The 14,397-nt window shown below is 71.8% G+C and carries 14 protein-coding genes; 1 reads left to right on the plus strand and 13 read right to left on the minus strand.

Annotated elements, in window-relative coordinates; all coding sequences use genetic code 11:
• Positions 1 to 46: 46 nt before the first annotated feature.
• From lysS to tilS, 11 genes are all read right to left on the minus strand, one after another.
• Complete coding sequence (gene lysS, locus DEJ25_RS13705; RefSeq protein ID WP_110904462.1) at positions 47 to 1,579, minus strand: lysine--tRNA ligase; 1,533 nt, start codon at positions 1,577 to 1,579, stop codon at positions 47 to 49.
• Positions 1,580 to 1,692: 113 nt separating this feature from the next.
• Entirely contained in the window at positions 1,693 to 2,385 is a 693-nt protein-coding gene (locus DEJ25_RS13710; RefSeq protein WP_258366506.1) for a Rossmann-like and DUF2520 domain-containing protein, read from the minus strand.
• Complete coding sequence (locus DEJ25_RS13715) at positions 2,382 to 4,166, minus strand: PH domain-containing protein (RefSeq protein ID WP_111045029.1); 1,785 nt, start codon at positions 4,164 to 4,166, stop codon at positions 2,382 to 2,384. Before DEJ25_RS13715 ends, DEJ25_RS13710 begins: the two co-directional genes overlap by 4 nt.
• A 7-nt stretch (positions 4,167 to 4,173) precedes the next feature.
• A complete protein-coding gene (locus tag DEJ25_RS13720; protein ID WP_111045048.1) occupies positions 4,174 to 4,698 on the minus strand; it encodes a PH domain-containing protein in 525 nt (174 codons plus the stop codon).
• Between the two features lie 80 nt (positions 4,699 to 4,778).
• On the minus strand, positions 4,779 to 5,258 hold the full coding sequence (locus DEJ25_RS13725; protein ID WP_111194886.1) for a DUF3180 domain-containing protein: 480 nt from the start codon (positions 5,256 to 5,258) through the stop codon (positions 4,779 to 4,781).
• Complete coding sequence (folK, locus tag DEJ25_RS13730) at positions 5,255 to 5,785, minus strand: 2-amino-4-hydroxy-6-hydroxymethyldihydropteridine diphosphokinase (protein ID WP_111045031.1); 531 nt, start codon at positions 5,783 to 5,785, stop codon at positions 5,255 to 5,257. The genes DEJ25_RS13725 and folK overlap by 4 nt, the downstream gene beginning before the upstream one ends.
• The gene (folB, locus tag DEJ25_RS13735; protein ID WP_111045032.1) at positions 5,782 to 6,198 is read right to left on the minus strand and encodes a dihydroneopterin aldolase; all 417 of its coding nucleotides are present in this window, start codon (positions 6,196 to 6,198) and stop codon (positions 5,782 to 5,784) included. Before folB ends, folK begins: the two co-directional genes overlap by 4 nt.
• The gene (gene folP / locus DEJ25_RS13740; RefSeq protein WP_111045033.1) at positions 6,195 to 7,157 is read right to left on the minus strand and encodes a dihydropteroate synthase; all 963 of its coding nucleotides are present in this window, start codon (positions 7,155 to 7,157) and stop codon (positions 6,195 to 6,197) included. Before folP ends, folB begins: the two co-directional genes overlap by 4 nt.
• A 6-nt stretch (positions 7,158 to 7,163) precedes the next feature.
• Entirely contained in the window at positions 7,164 to 9,152 is a 1,989-nt protein-coding gene (gene ftsH, locus DEJ25_RS13745) for an ATP-dependent zinc metalloprotease FtsH (RefSeq protein ID WP_110904451.1), read from the minus strand.
• A gap of 192 nt (positions 9,153 to 9,344) precedes the next feature.
• Positions 9,345 to 9,896: a hypoxanthine phosphoribosyltransferase gene (gene hpt / locus DEJ25_RS13750; protein ID WP_110904452.1), complete on the minus strand. Its 552-nt coding sequence runs from the start codon at positions 9,894 to 9,896 to the stop codon at positions 9,345 to 9,347.
• A gap of 9 nt (positions 9,897 to 9,905) precedes the next feature.
• Positions 9,906 to 10,946, minus strand: coding sequence for a tRNA lysidine(34) synthetase TilS (gene tilS, locus DEJ25_RS13755; protein ID WP_111045034.1), 1,041 nt, complete (start codon positions 10,944 to 10,946; stop codon positions 9,906 to 9,908).
• Positions 10,947 to 11,012: 66 nt separating this feature from the next.
• Here tilS and DEJ25_RS13760 point away from each other — a divergent pair, with 66 nt between their 5' ends.
• Positions 11,013 to 11,504 carry an inorganic diphosphatase gene (locus DEJ25_RS13760; RefSeq protein ID WP_110904454.1) on the plus strand — a complete coding sequence of 164 codons (492 nt, stop codon included), beginning with the start codon at positions 11,013 to 11,015 and terminating at the stop codon, positions 11,502 to 11,504.
• Between the two features lie 68 nt (positions 11,505 to 11,572).
• Here the strand turns inward: DEJ25_RS13760 and DEJ25_RS13765 are convergent, their stop codons facing one another.
• Positions 11,573 to 13,060, minus strand: coding sequence for an NlpC/P60 family protein (locus DEJ25_RS13765; protein WP_110904455.1), 1,488 nt, complete (start codon positions 13,058 to 13,060; stop codon positions 11,573 to 11,575).
• A 31-nt stretch (positions 13,061 to 13,091) separates the two neighbouring features.
• The coding region (locus DEJ25_RS13770) for a M23 family metallopeptidase (RefSeq protein ID WP_146240696.1) at positions 13,092 to 14,397 on the minus strand (1,306 nt) is incomplete at its 5' end.

Below are 14,397 nucleotides of genomic sequence, written 5' to 3' on the forward strand. Positions count from 1 at the left end.
GGCTGGCGTCGCGCGCCGCTGGCGCGTCGCTCTGAGCTCCAGCGCCCTACTTGACCAGGGGGAAGAGGATCGTCTCGCGGATGCCCAGGCCGGTGATCGCCATGAGCAGCCGGTCGACACCCATGCCCATGCCACCCGACGGCGGCATGGCGTGTTCGAGTGCCCGCAGGAACTCCTCGTCGACGCGCATCGCCTCCGGGTCACCGCCGGCGGCCAGGCGGGCCTGCTCGACGAACCGCTCCCGCTGGACGACGGGGTCGACGAGCTCCGAGTACGCCGTGGCGAGCTCGAAGCCACGGACGTAGAGGTCCCACTTCTCGACGACGCCCGGACGGGTGCGGTGCTGCCGGGTCAGGGGCGAGGTGTCGACCGGGAAGTTCATGACGAACGTCGGGGCGTACAGCTCGTCGCCGTTGAAGTGCTCCCAGAGCTCTTCGACGTACTTGCCGTGTGTGGCGTGTGCGACCTCGACACCCTCGGCGTCGGCGAGCGCCTGCAGCTCGGACAGCGGCGTCTCCGGGGTGATCTCGTGGCCGGACGCCTCGGACAGTGACTCGTACATGTCGAGTCGTGCCCACTCACCGCCGAGGTCGTAGTCGCTGCCGTCGGGCAGGGTGACGACCAGCGAGCCACCGGTGACGGCGCGGGCGGCGTTCTGGACCAGCTCCTGGGTCAGGTCGGCCATCTGCTCGTAGTTGCCGTACGCCTGGTAGGCCTCGACCATGGCGAACTCGGGCGAGTGCGACGAGTCGGCGCCCTCGTTGCGGAAGTTGCGGTTGATCTCGAAGACCCGGTCGATGCCCCCGACGACCGCCCGCTTGAGGAAGAGCTCGGGCGCGATACGCAGGAACAGTTCGGTGTCGAACGCGTTGGAGTGCGTGACGAAGGGCCGGGCAGAGGCGCCGCCGTGCTGGGTCTGCAGCATCGGCGTCTCGACCTCGAGGTACTCGTGGGACGTGAAGGTGTCGCGGAGCGAGGACATCACGGCCGCGCGGGCCCGGACGGTCTTCCGGGCGTCCTCGCGCACGATGAGGTCGAGGTACCGCTGCCGGACCCGGGTCTCCTCGTTGAGCTCGTTGTGCAGGTTCGGCAACGGCAGGATCGCCTTCGCCGCGATCGCCCAGTCGTCGACCATGATGCTCAGCTCCCCGCGGCGGGAGGAGATCACGCGGCCGTGCACGAACACGTGGTCGCCGAGGTCGACGAACTCCTTCCAGCGGGCCAACGACTCGTCGCCGACCTCGGCCAGGGAGACCATCGCCTGGATGCGCGAGCCGTCGCCGGACTGCAGCGACGCGAAGCAGAGCTTGCCGGTGTTGCGGGAGAACACGATGCGGCCGGCCACGCCGACGACGTCCTGCGTCTCCTCGCCGGTCTCGAGGTGCGCGTACTGCTCGCGGACCGCGGGGATCGTCGTGGTGATCGGGAGCTCGGCCGGGTAGGCCTCGATCCCGGACTCCAGCAGGCGCGCGCGCTTGTCCAGCCGGACCTGACGCTGCTCGCTGGTCTCCTGCTCGGCCAGTGCGGCGGCGTCGGCGACCGCGGTCTCGGTGGTGGCGGGGGCGGTCTCGTCGGTCATGCTGGTGCGGCTCCGGAGGTCGTGGGGGATCGCGTCGATGCTACCCGCCCGGCCGTGTCCGGCCGGGACGCCGGACGGACGGCGCACACGGCGGTCCGGGCTCGCGGCCGCGTTCAGATCGCGGACTGACCGTCGGCCGCCGTGAGCGCGTTGTCGACCGCCGACCGGACGAGTGCCCCGAGGACGCGCCCCGGGTGCTCGACACCGATGCCGGACAGGGTGCCGGCGGACTGGTCGACGATCGCCGTCGAGAAGCTCACGGCCGCCCGGACCGCGTCGGCGTAGGCGGGGCGGTCCCGCTCGGCCACGACGAACGGCTCGGCACCCATCTCGACCACCAGGGCCTGCGCGATCGGCAGCACCGGCGCGGGAGCGGTGACGGCGCAGTACGCGTCCCGCAGCCGGCTCAGGTCGACGCTCGTCCCGGTGAAGGCCATCGCGGGGTGGATCGCGAGCGGGATCGCCCCGGCACGCATCGCCGGCGCGAGGACGTCGACCCCGTGGTCCGGACTCGTGTGCACGACGAGCTGCCCGGGCTGCCAGATCCCCGCCTCCGACAGTCCCTGCACGAGCGACGGCAGCTGGTCGTCCGGCACCGCCAGGAGCACGAGTTCGCTGCGCTCGACGAGCTCCGGCGTGCCGAGCACAGGCGCGCCGGGGAGCATCGCCTCGGCACGGTCGCGGCTCGCCTCGGAGACGGCGGTGATCCCGACGACGGCGTGCTCGGCGTTCGCGAGCGCGGCACCCAGCACGGGGCCGACGCGTCCGGCGCCGATGATCCCGATGCCGAGTCGTCCGGCCCTCACCGTACGGCTCCGGGTCCGGGGACGGCGGTCCAGACGGGAGGCCCGTCCTGCGTCAGCCACGCCGGTGCGGCGGGCGCGGCACCGGTCCACTCCCCGGGCATCTGCCCTGATGCGTGCGCGGGCTCCTGCACGTGGCGACCCGGCGTACCGGAGGTGGGTCGGGCCTCCTGGCCGTCACGCCAGCGGTGCGACGTGTCGGTCGCGGCGGCCTCGACGGCACGCTCGGTCGTGCCGGACCAGAGCCGCTGCGCGTCCCCGGCGTCGAGCGCACCGACGCGGGCGGAGACCGGACCGCTGACGGTGTGCACGTGCACCGAGGCCAGGCGGAGTGCGCGCTCCAGCGGCCCCTGCGTGACCTTGACGCTCTGGACACGCGGCAGCGGCACGACCACGAGCGAGCGCCAGACCGCGCCGAGCCGGAGCAGCACCGCACCGGGCACGAAGCGGTAGCCGTTGCGGGACGCCGACAGCGGGCGCAGCCAGCGACCCCGTCGGGGCGAGTGCACGAAACCGCCGCGGTCGCCGCTCGTGGTGAGACTGTCGTCGACGACACCCACGGCCTCGGCGGACCCCTCGCGCAGGCGTTCCATCGACGCCTCCGGACCGACGACGGCCGAGCCGACGAGCTCGGGCAGGATGATCTCGAGGACCTGCCGGACCTCGGCTGCGGTACCGACCGGCAGCACGATCGACGAGACCTGCTGGTTCGTGGACGCCCCGTTGCCGGCGTTCGTCGCCCGGTTGATGCGGATGTCCCACCAGCCGAACGGCCGCCACAGCAGCGGCTGCGCGACGCTCACGGCGTGGATGCGCCCCGGCGGCAACGTCTCGTTCGAGGTCGAGAACAGGCCGAAGCCGATCCGGATGCCGTCCCGGGTGTCCGCGATCGTGTAGCGCAGCGACTTCGAGAACTTGCGGACGTAGTAGCCGCCGGCGCCGATGACGGCCGGGAACAGCGACACGAGCAGGAAGTACTGCCCGGTCAGGCTGATGCTCACGATGATCGCGACGACGAGCAGCAGGATCACCACGGTCGTGCCGGAGAGCAGCATCGACCCGATCAACCGACCCGGGTGGACGCGGACCACCCGGGTGGCGTGCACGGCCTCGGGGTCGAGCTCGGGTGCCAGGAACTCGTCCACCCGGCCCTGCAGGACGCCGCCGCCCGGACCGGCGGACCGGGGCTGGTCGGTGTCCTTCGCGCCCGAGGCGAGCACCAGGATGCGTTGCCGCAGGTCGTCGGCGGCCTTCGCTCCGAGGTAGGCGAGCTGCACGTTCGCGTCGTTGCCGGCCTGCGCGACCTCGAGCTTGGCGGTGCCGAAGACCCGCGCGATCAGCGGACGCGAGATGTTGATCCCCTGGATCCGGTCGAGCCGGGCCTTGCGGTGGGTCCGGAAGACCACGCCGGAGCGGACCTCGACGATCTCGCCCGTGACCCGGAACTCGTGCATCCGCCAGGACAGGTAGAACAGGCCGATCAGCACCAGGAGCAGCACCGCCACCCCGAGCAGCACCCAGCCGACGACACCGTGCTCGTACACGTAGCGGACCGGGTCGCCGTCCTCCTGCGGCCCGCCTTCGCCGGGGATGAAGACCTCGACGATCTGGTCGCGGAGGTTGTTGAGCACGTAGCCCAGGATCACGACGAGGAAGATGCCGCCCTTGAGCAGCGGTGTGAGCGGGTGCAGCCGGTGCCACTCGCCGTCGGTCAGGGGCGCGGCCGCGGCGGCGTCGCCCTTGCGCGGCGGTGCGGGGATCGAGGCGTCCGGTCGGAACGACACGTGCGACCTACAGCCCGGCGCGACGGGACTCGGCGAGCTCGACCAGTCGGTCGCGGAGGTCGTCCGCCTGACCGGCCGGGATGCCGGGGATGCGGATGTTCGACGACGCGGCCGCGGTCACGAACTTCAGCTCGCTCATGCCGAGCACCCGGTCGAGCGGGCCCCGGTTGACGTCCACGAGCTGCAGTCGGCCGTACGGCACCGCGGTGAAGCGCTGCCACATCAGTCCGCGGCGCAGCACCAGGTCGTCGTCGCGCAGGGCGTACCCGATCGACCGGATGCGTCGCGGGGTGAGCGCTGCCGTGACGATCGCGATGGCCGCGACGACCGCACCGATGACGAACCAGACGAGTCCGGCCGTCCCGCCGGTCCCGCCGCTGGCGACGCCGATGAGCACCAGGCCCGCCGTGACGACACCGCCGATGACGATCGTCGCGATGAGGTCGGTCCAGACGAGCTTCGCCGAGACCCGCGTCCAGGTGATGCCGTCGAGGCCCAGGCCGGCGTCGTCGAGTCGGCGCGGTTCGTCCATCCGATGAGGTTCGTCGAGTACGGGCGGCATCGGGGTCTCCTGGTCTGCGGTGGTCGGTCCGCGTCGACCGACCGGGCCGGTCACGCCGTGGTGCTGCCCCGCCCGTCGTGGTCGTCCTCGTCCGTCGGCGGCGCGATGCACATCCGCTCGGCGACGAGGGCGCACACGGTCAGCACGATCCCGCCGCCGAACGCCACCGCGTTCGGCAGGGTCGAGCCTAGCGAAGGCAGGACGGACCGGGACAGGAGGTACACGAGCAGCCCGAGGGCGAACGCGCCGAACAGCGCCCCGCAGATGCTCGACGCCTTCGCCAGGAACACCACCCGTGTCGCGTACATCGGGTCCACCCGGCGTCCGTCGTTCCGGCCGCGGGTCTGTCGACGGATCGGCGCGGCCATGAACAGCAGGGCGATGCCGATGAACACCAGCGTCAGGCCGAGGGGGACCGACATCAGGAGCGTCGGCGACTGCCGGGCGGTCAAGGCGGTGTCGACCGCGAAGCCGGCGACGGCCGCGACGACGGCGACACCGATCAGGGTGGAGGCCCGGGTCGGCTTCACGGGGTCACCTCCTGCTCGGCGCGGCCGAACAGGCGGGGTTCGTCGACCCGGTCCGTGTCGTCGCCCAGCGCCGCGAGCAGGGTCGTGACGGACCCGTGGCCCGGCAGCACCGCCTCCGGGTCGGCGTCCGCCCAGGGTGCGAGCACGAACGCCCGCTCGTGGGCGCGCGGGTGGGGCACGGTGAGTGTGTCGGTGTCGATCCGCAGGTCGTCGAGGGCGATCACGTCGAGGTCGAGCATCCGGTCACCCCAGCGGACGTCACGGGTGCGGCCGTGCTCGTCCTCGATGCCGTGCAGGGCGTCGAGCAGCTCCTGCGGAGCCAGGTCGGTGTCGACGACCACGACGCCGTTCCGGTACCGCGGCTTCGTCGTGTCGGGGCCGTCCAGGGTGAGGGCGACGGACTCGACCTCACGGCTCGAGGCCACCGGACGGACACCGGGCAGCGCGGCGACGGCGGCCGCTGCGGCACGGAGGGTGCTCCCCCGGTCGCCGAGGTTCGCACCGAGGGCGATGACGGCGCGCGTCACGCTTCTTCCTCGAGCGGAGCGCTCTCGGCGACGGCCGCGTCGTCAGGGCGCACCGTGGACTCGCGCCGGATGGTGATCGACACGTCGGTGAACGGCACGGTGATCGGTGCCTGCGGCTTGTGCACCGTGACCTCGGTCGCCAGGGCGGCACGGTGCGTCAGGACGGCCGCGGCGATCCGCTCCGCCAGCGTCTCGATGAGGTCGACCGGGTCACGTTCGATCTCGGCGACGACCTGCTCGGCGAGCACGCCGTAGTGCACGGTCTCGGCCAGGTCGTCCGAGTCGGAGGCGGCGGTCGCGTCGACCTCGACCGCGACGTCGACGACGAAGTCCTGTCCGTCGGCGCGTTCGTGGTCGAAGACCCCGTGGTGCCCGCGTGCGCGGACTCCGACGAGGCGGATGGTGTCCCTCATGATCGAGCTGCCCTCCAGGCGTCCCAGACGTCGAGTACGGCGCGGGTCGGCGCCGGGTCGTGCACACGGACGCCCCAGGCGCCGCGTTCGGCCGCGAGCAGGCTGATCGCCGCCGTGGCCAGGTCCCGTTCGGCCGGGGGTGCCCCGGCCGCACTGCCGACGCCGTCCAGGAACCGCTTGCGGGACGCCGCGACCAGGACCGGCAGACCGATCGAGGCGAAGCGTTCGTAGCCCGCCAGGATCTCCCAGTTCTGCTGCCCGCGCTTGGCGAACCCCAGGCCCGGGTCGATGACGACCTGCTCCTGGCGCACCCCGAGGACGATGAGTTCGGCGACCCGGAGTTCGACCTCGCGTCGGACCTCCTCGACGGCGTGGGTGTACTCGGCGTTCCGGTACATCCGGTCACTGTGGCCGCGCCAGTGCATGACGACGAAGCCCACGCCGGTCTCGGCGACGACCCGGGACATGTCCGGGTCGACGAGCCCACCGGAGACGTCGTTGACGATCACGGCACCGAGCTCGACCGCGCGTTCGGCGGTGCTGGCGTTCATCGTGTCGACACTCACCGCGATCCCCTCGGAGACCAGCTGCTGCACGACCGGCAGGACCCGCTCCTGCTCGACGTCCACCGGGACCCGTTCCGCACCGGGCCGGGTGGACTCCCCGCCGACGTCGACCAGGTCGGCCCCGGTCGCGACCAGGTGCCGGGCGTGGTCGAGTGCCGCGTCGACGGCCAGGTGCAGACCGCCGTCGCTGAACGAGTCGGGGGTGACGTTGAGGATCCCCATCACGCGGGCGCCCTCGGGGGTGGAGCGACCGCGGCGACGGCCGGTCACGATCTCCGGCACGGGTGCGGGTGCTCGGAGGTCGATCGCGACCGTCGCCGGCGCTGCTGCTGCTTCGCGGGCCCGGCTCGCCTCGGCGAGCCGACGCGACCGTCTCGTCGGCAGGTCGGTCATGCCGGCCTACGCGGGGGCGATACCGGGGTTGCCGAACGGACGGTGACGACGCGGCTTCGAGGCGTCGATCCCGACGGGTTCCTCCGCCATCGCGGCGGCCTTGCCCGGGACCTCGATCGCGGGCAGGTCACTCACCGGACGCTTGTCGCTCGAGAGCCACTGCGGGCGCTCGGGCAGCTTGCGGACGTCCTTGAAGATCTCCACGAGCTCCGGGGCGTCGAGCGTCTCCTTCTCGAGGAGTTCGCCGGCCAGGCGGTCGAGGATGTCGCGGTTGGCGTTGAGCACCTGGTAGGCCTCGTCGTGCGCGGCCTCGAGCAGGGCGCGGGTCTCGGCGTCGACGGTCTCGGCGATGTTCTCCGAGTAGTCGCGACCGGTGCCGCCGCTCATGTCACGGCCGACGAACGGCTCGCTGGACCCGGAGCCGAGCTTGACGGAACCGACCGCCTGGCTCATGCCGTACTCGGTCACCATCTTGCGGGCGGTGCCGGTGGCCTTCTCGATGTCGTTCGACGCACCCGTGGTCGGGTCGTGGAACACGATCTCCTCGGCGACACGGCCACCCATGGCGTACGTCAGCTGGTCGAGCAGTTCGTTGCGCGTGACGGAGTACTTGTCCTCGAGCGGCAGGACCATTGTGTAACCGAGGGCCCGACCACGCGGGAGGATCGTGATCTTCGTCACCGGGTCGGTGTGGCGCATCGCTGCGGCCGCCAGGGCGTGACCACCCTCGTGGTAGGCGGTGATGAGGCGCTCCTGGTCGGACATGATCCGGGTGCGGCGCTGCGGACCCGCCATGACGCGGTCGACGGCTTCGTCGAGCGCACGGTTGTCGATGAGCTGCGCGTTCGACCGGGCGGTCAGCAGCGCGGCCTCGTTGAGGACGTTGGCCAGGTCGGCACCGGTGAAGCCCGGCGTCTTGCGGGCGAGGAGCTCGAGGTCGACGCTCGCGGCGAGCGGCTTGCCCTTCGCGTGCACCTCGAGGATCTGCTTGCGACCCTGCAGTCCGGGCGCGTCGACGCCGATCTGCCGGTCGAAGCGGCCCGGGCGCAGCAGCGCGGGGTCGAGCACGTCGGGACGGTTCGTCGCGGCGATCAGGATGACGTTCGTCTTGCCGTCGAAGCCGTCCATCTCGACGAGGAGCTGGTTCAGCGTCTGCTCGCGCTCGTCGTTGCCGCCGCCGATGCCGGCGCCACGGTGACGCCCCACGGCGTCGATCTCGTCGATGAAGACGATGGCGGGCGAGTTCTGCTTCGCCTGGTCGAAGAGGTCACGGACGCGGCTCGCGCCGACACCCACGAACATCTCGACGAAGTCCGAACCGGAGATCGAGTAGAACGGAACCCCGGCCTCGCCGGCGACGGCGCGGGCGAGCAGGGTCTTGCCGGTTCCGGGAGGGCCGTAGAGGAGCACGCCCTTCGGGATCCGGGCACCGACGGCCTGGAACTTCGCGGGCTCCTTGAGGAACTCCTTGATCTCGTGCAGTTCCTCGATGGCCTCGTCCGCACCGGCGACGTCAGCGAAGGAGACCTGCGGGTTCTCCTTGTTGTTCATCTTGGCCTTGGACTTGCCGAACTGCATGACCTTCGAGCCGCCGCCCTGGGCGCTCGAGAGCAGGAACCAGAACAGGGCGCCGATGAGCAGGAACGGCAGCAGCGTCAGCAGGAGCGACACGAGGACGTTCGACTGCTGGACGTGGTCGTTGTAGCCCTTGGGCAGGTCGGCCTGCGACACCGCCTCGACGACCTCGGTGCCACGGGGGGTCGAGTAGTAGAACTGCTCGGTGCCACCGTCGTTGCGGAGCGTGAGGTCGACGCGCTGCTCGGTGGAGTTGACGACGGCCGACGAGACCTTGCCGTCCGAGAGCTGCTCGAGACCCTTCTGGGTGGAGATCTCCTGGGTGCCGGACTGGGCGATGAACGTCCATCCGACGAAGATCCCCACGACTGCGAGCAGTATCCAGATGTACGGCCCGCGGAGGATGCGCTTGAAGTCCATGTGATCCGGGCCCGACGGCCCGACACCTTTCTGCTGCCTGAAGTGCGTGCCGCTCAGCATACGGCCGTCACTCTGTGGCGAGAATGGGTGTCCTCTGCGGGCGAACTCCACGCATCAGGAGCATCGCCCTGCGGACGACGCCCCTGACGCCCGCCGCCTGACGTCCCGGTCGCACCCGACGTCGCGGGCGGATCAGGAGTAGACGTGCGGCGCGAGGATGCCGATGCCGCGCAGGTTGCGGTAACGCTCGTCGTAGTCCAGGCCGAACCCGACCACGAACGCGTCCGGGATCTCGAAGCCGGCGTACTTGACGTCCACCTCGACCTTGGCGGCCTCGGGCTTGCGGAGCAGGGCGACGATCTCGACGCTGGCGGCCCCGCGGGACTGCAGGTTCTGCTTGAGCCAGGACAGCGTCAGACCGGAGTCGATGATGTCCTCGACGATGATGACGTCGCGGTCGTGCAGGTCGGTGTCGAGGTCCTTGAGGATCCGCACCACACCGGACGACTTCGTGCCGGAGCCGTAGGACGACACCGCCATCCAGTCCATCCGCGCCTGCATCTTGAGGTGGCGGGAGAAGTCGGCCATGACCATTACCGCGCCCTTCAGCACGCCGACGAGGAGCGGGTCGCGCCCGGCGTAGTCCCGGTCCACCGCCGCGGCGAGTTCGGCGATCTTGTCGTCGATCTGCTCGGGGGTGAAGAGCACTTCGGAGAGGTCGGCCTGCACGTCGGAGAGTTCCACCGGACCAGCCTAACCGCCCGCGTGCGGCTCCCTGGCGGCGAACGACACCCGTTCGCCCGCCCGCGTGGCCCGGACACCGGGCAGGTCGATCGGTCCCTGGCCGTGCCAGTCGGTCACGAGCCGGCAGACCTCGAGCGTCTGCAGTCGGGACAGGGTCACGCCGAACTCGCTCTCGACCGCCAGTCGGACGAGTCGCTGCCGGAGTGCCGGCGGGTTCGCGGCGAGCTGCGGCACGGACAGCGAGATGCCGGCCTCGGAGTGCTCGGCGAGGTCCTCCGCCATCTCCTCGGCGAAGTGGTCGAGGGCGGCGGAGTCCTCGCGCAGCTGGTCGGCGGTGCGGGCCAGGGCCTCCGGCACACCGGGTCCGAGCTCCCGCTCGAGGACCGGCATCAGCGCGTTCCGCACCCGCACCCGCGTGTACGCCGGGTCCTCGTTCTGGGGGTCGTCCCACGGGTCGAGTCCGGAGGCGGCGCAGGCCTGACGCGTGGTCGCCCGACGCAGCGCGAGCATCGGCCGCGCGAGCGACGGCCCCGGCCGGTCCGGCCGCACCAGCGGCGCCATGCCGGTCAGGCTGTCCGGTCCGCTCCCCCGCAGCAGGCCGAGCAGGACCGTCTCGGCCTGGTCGTCGAGCGTGTGGCCGAGGAGCACGAGGGGTGACCACTCGGCGGCCGCGACCGACGTGATCGAGGCGTATCGGGCCTCCCGGGCGGCGGCTTCCGGACCACCCGCGGTCCCGACGTCGACGCGGTCCACGACGACCGGCGCCAGCCCGAGCGAGGCGGCCTGCCGGGAGGCCCGTGCCGCGACCGCCTCGGAACCCGCCTGCAGCGCGTGGTCGACCACGACCGCGCCGGCGCGCAGGCCCTGCTTCGGCGCCTCGAACGCGGTGGCCGCCGCGAGGGCCAGCGAGTCGGCTCCGCCGCTCAGCGCGACCAGGACGAGGTCGCCCGGTGCGACGACCTGTTCGTCGAGCGCGCGGGCGAGCGCGGTGCGGACCGCCAGACGGACGGCGGCGACGGCGGGGTCCAGCCGGGGACGCTCGGAGTTCACCCGGTAACGTTAGCCGGGCCGTCCCGACGGCCGACAGACCACCACCGGAAGAACCAAGGAGTGCACATGGCCGCGTACGACGTCGTCGTCGAGATCCCCAAGGGCAGCCGCAACAAGTACGAGGTCGACCACGAGACCGGTCGCGTGTACCTGGACCGCGTGCTCTTCACCTCGTTCGTCTACCCGACGGACTACGGCTTCTTCGAGAAGACCCTGGCCGACGACGGCGACCCCGTCGACGCGCTGCTCCTCCTCGAGTTCCCGACCTTCCCCGGCGTGGGCGTCAAGGTCCGACCGGTCGGCGTCTTCAAGATGAGCGACGAGGCCGGCAAGGACGAGAAGGTCCTCGTCGTCCCCGCGAAGGACCCGCGCTGGGCGCACATCCAGGACATCGCGGACGTCCCGGAGCAGACCAAGGCCGAGATCGCGCACTTCTTCGAGCGCTACAAGGACCTCGAGCCGAACAAGTGGGTCAAGGCCGAGGGCTGGGGCGACGCCGCCGAGGCCGAGGCCATCGTGCAGGCCGGCCAGGCCGCGTACGTGCCCGCGGGTCACTGACGCTCGTCTGCTGACGCGCGAACGGCCCGGTCCCCTCGTGGGGCCGGGCCGTTCTGCGGTGTTCGGGGCTAGAGCGCGCCGCTCGGACGGGCGACGTACGGCAGGAGCTGGCTCGGGGTCCACACCGCACGCTCGACGACGCCGACACCCGGACGGGCGGCCTCGACCATCCGCCCGTTGCCGGTGTAGATCGAGTCGTGGTAGCCGCCGGACGCCGCACCGTTGTTCGAGTAGAACAGGATGTCGCCCGGCTGGCGCTGCGACAGCGGCACCAGGCGGCCGATCGAGCCGAAGTAGTTGTACTGCCAGACGACGTTGTGCCCACCGGTCGTGATGCCCTGCGAGTTGTAGGCCATCATCACCAGGCCGGAGCAGTCCCAGACGTTCGGGCCGGCACCACCCAGGACGTAGGCCTTGCCGAGCTGTCCGCGGGCGTACGCGATCGCGCCAGCGGCCTTGGACGGGCTGCTGACGACCGGGGCCGGCGCGGGCGCGGGGGCCGCCGGCTTCGGGGCCGCGGGCTTCGGGGCTGCGGGCTTCGGGGCTGGTGCGGCCGGCTGCGGTGCGGGCTGTGGGGCCGCGGGCTTCGGGGCGGCCGGCTTCGGGGCGGCTGGCTTCGGCGCTGCCGCGGTACCACCCGAGGGCGCGGACGACGAGGGGTTCGACGTCGACGGGTTCGAGGTGACGGGCTTCGACGCGGGCGGGACGTCGGTCGTCGACCCGCCGGGACCGTCCGTGCCGCCGTTCGCTGATGCGGGACGCGCCGCGTCGCGCTTCGCCTGGGCGGCGAGCTGGATCTCGGCCTGCTTCGCCTGCTGCGCCGACCAGTACGCCTGCTCGGTGGCCACCGAGGTGCCCTTGATGAACGCGAGCTGCTCGAGGACCTCGTCCTGCTTCGCCTGCCCGGACGCCAGCGCGGACTGTGCGTTCGCGGCGACGTCGTTCGCGCTGTCGAGCGCGTCCTTCGTCTTCTCGGTCGCGGCGGTCAGGGCCTTCGTCGCCTGCCGCTGTTGCGCGGCGAGGGCGTCCACGGTGCGCTGGTCCGACTGCGCCTTGTCGAGCACGGTCGCGGACCGCTCGGACAGGTGCGTCATGGTGCCGACCTGGTACAGCAGGTCCTTCGCGTCGCGGGAGTCGACGAGCATCGACGTGGACAGGTCACCGCCACCCGAGCGCGAGAGCTCGACGACGAGGGCCGCGACCTGGCCGGCGGACCGCTTCGCCGCCGCCTTGGCACGCTTCGCCTGACCGGTGAGACCGTCCAGCGTGTCCTTGGCCTCCTGCTGCTGCGACGCCGCGAGGGAGTACCGCTGCCCGGCCTCCTGCACCGTGGCGCCGGTGCGGTCCACCGTGGCCTGGAGGCTCGACATGCGTGCCGTCAGGGCGTCGACCGTCCGCTGCTTCGCGGCCTGGTCGTCCTTCGCCGCCTGCACGTCCTTCCACGACGGAGCGGACGGGGCCGCCTGCGCCGGGACGGCCACCACGAGCGAGAGCCCGAGGCTGAGCATCGAGACGGTGGCGAGACCGCAGACGAGGGAACGTGCAGGCTTCTTCATGCGGGTCAGTGCCTCCTGGCAGTGCTCGTGCTCATACCGAGATCCCCCGCGCTGCCATGAAGGGGACGGGATCGACGGCTGCGCCGTTCACCCGGGTCTCGAAGTGCAGGTGGCAGCCGGTCGACCAGCCGGTCGAACCGACCTGGGCGATCTGCTGTCCGGCGGTGACGTGCTGGCCGGCGGCGACCATGATGCCGCCGTTCACGATGTGCCCGTAGGCCGTCGAGATGCCGCCACCGTTGTCGAGGACGACCTCGTTGCCGTAGCCGCCGCCGTTGCCCGCGAAGGTCACGGTGCCGGACGCTGCGGCGTAGATCGGCGAGTAGCAGGCCGGGGCGAGGTCGACGCCCGCGTGCAGTGTGTAGACGTGCGTGTACGGGTCGACGCGGAGGCCGTAGGGGCTCGACTGGAAGCCGGCGGCCGGGCGTACCCAGCCGGACGAGTTCGCGGCGCCGCCGCCGGTCGCGCCGCCACCGGATGCCGGGACGCCCGCGGTCGCTGCGGCCGGGAGGGCCCGGGCGGCTGCGGCCGCCGCGGCGGCGCGCTCCCGGGCGAGACGCGCCTGGCGCTCCTTCTCGATCTTGACGCCCTTCTCGTACCCGGCCTGCGTCGTCTTCGTCTTCGACGTCAGGAGGGCGAGTTGGGCCTCCAGGCGGTCCTGGTTGGCGGCCTGGGCGGCCACGGCGGCCTGCGCCTGGTCCGCGGCGGTCTGCGCGGCGCGCATCTTCGCCTGGGCCTGGGCGGCGAGCACGCCGAGCGCGTCCTCGGCGACCTTCGACTTGTCGGCGAGGGCCTGGGCCGTCCCGCGGTCCTGGCTCGCCTCGGAGTAGATGCCGTCCGCCTGCTCGGTGAGCTTCGACATGGCGCCGAGCTCGTAGAGCAGGTCACCCGAGGCGGAGGGCTTGGTGAGGAGGTCCGTGGTGACGTCCTGTGAACTGGAGCGGCCGAGCTGGGCGGCGAGCTGGCCGGCCTGCGCCTCGGAAGCTGCCGCGGTCTTCTCGGCGTCGTCCGCCTGCGACTGGAGCTTCCGCTGTTCGAGCGCCTTGCGGTCGTAGTCCGTCTGCGCGTCCTGGTACGCCGTACCGGCTGCGGCGGCGGCCTTCTCCTTCGCGGCGGACTGCGACTGCAGTTGCGCGATGAGGCCCCTGATCTCGGTGACCTTGGCGGCCTGGTCCGACTGTGACTGCTTGGCGGCCTGCACGTCGTCCCAACTCGGGTACGTCGCGGCCGAGGCAGCACCCGACGGCACGAGGGCGACGAGGGCCCCGGCGGCGAGCACGACTGCGACCCCGGCGGCCAGCAGACGGCGGCGGGGGCCTCGTCGCCCTCGTGCCGTC

Source organism: Curtobacterium sp. MCPF17_011 (assembly GCF_003234145.1).
In the GTDB taxonomy this organism is placed as follows: Bacteria; Actinomycetota; Actinomycetes; order Actinomycetales; family Microbacteriaceae; genus Curtobacterium.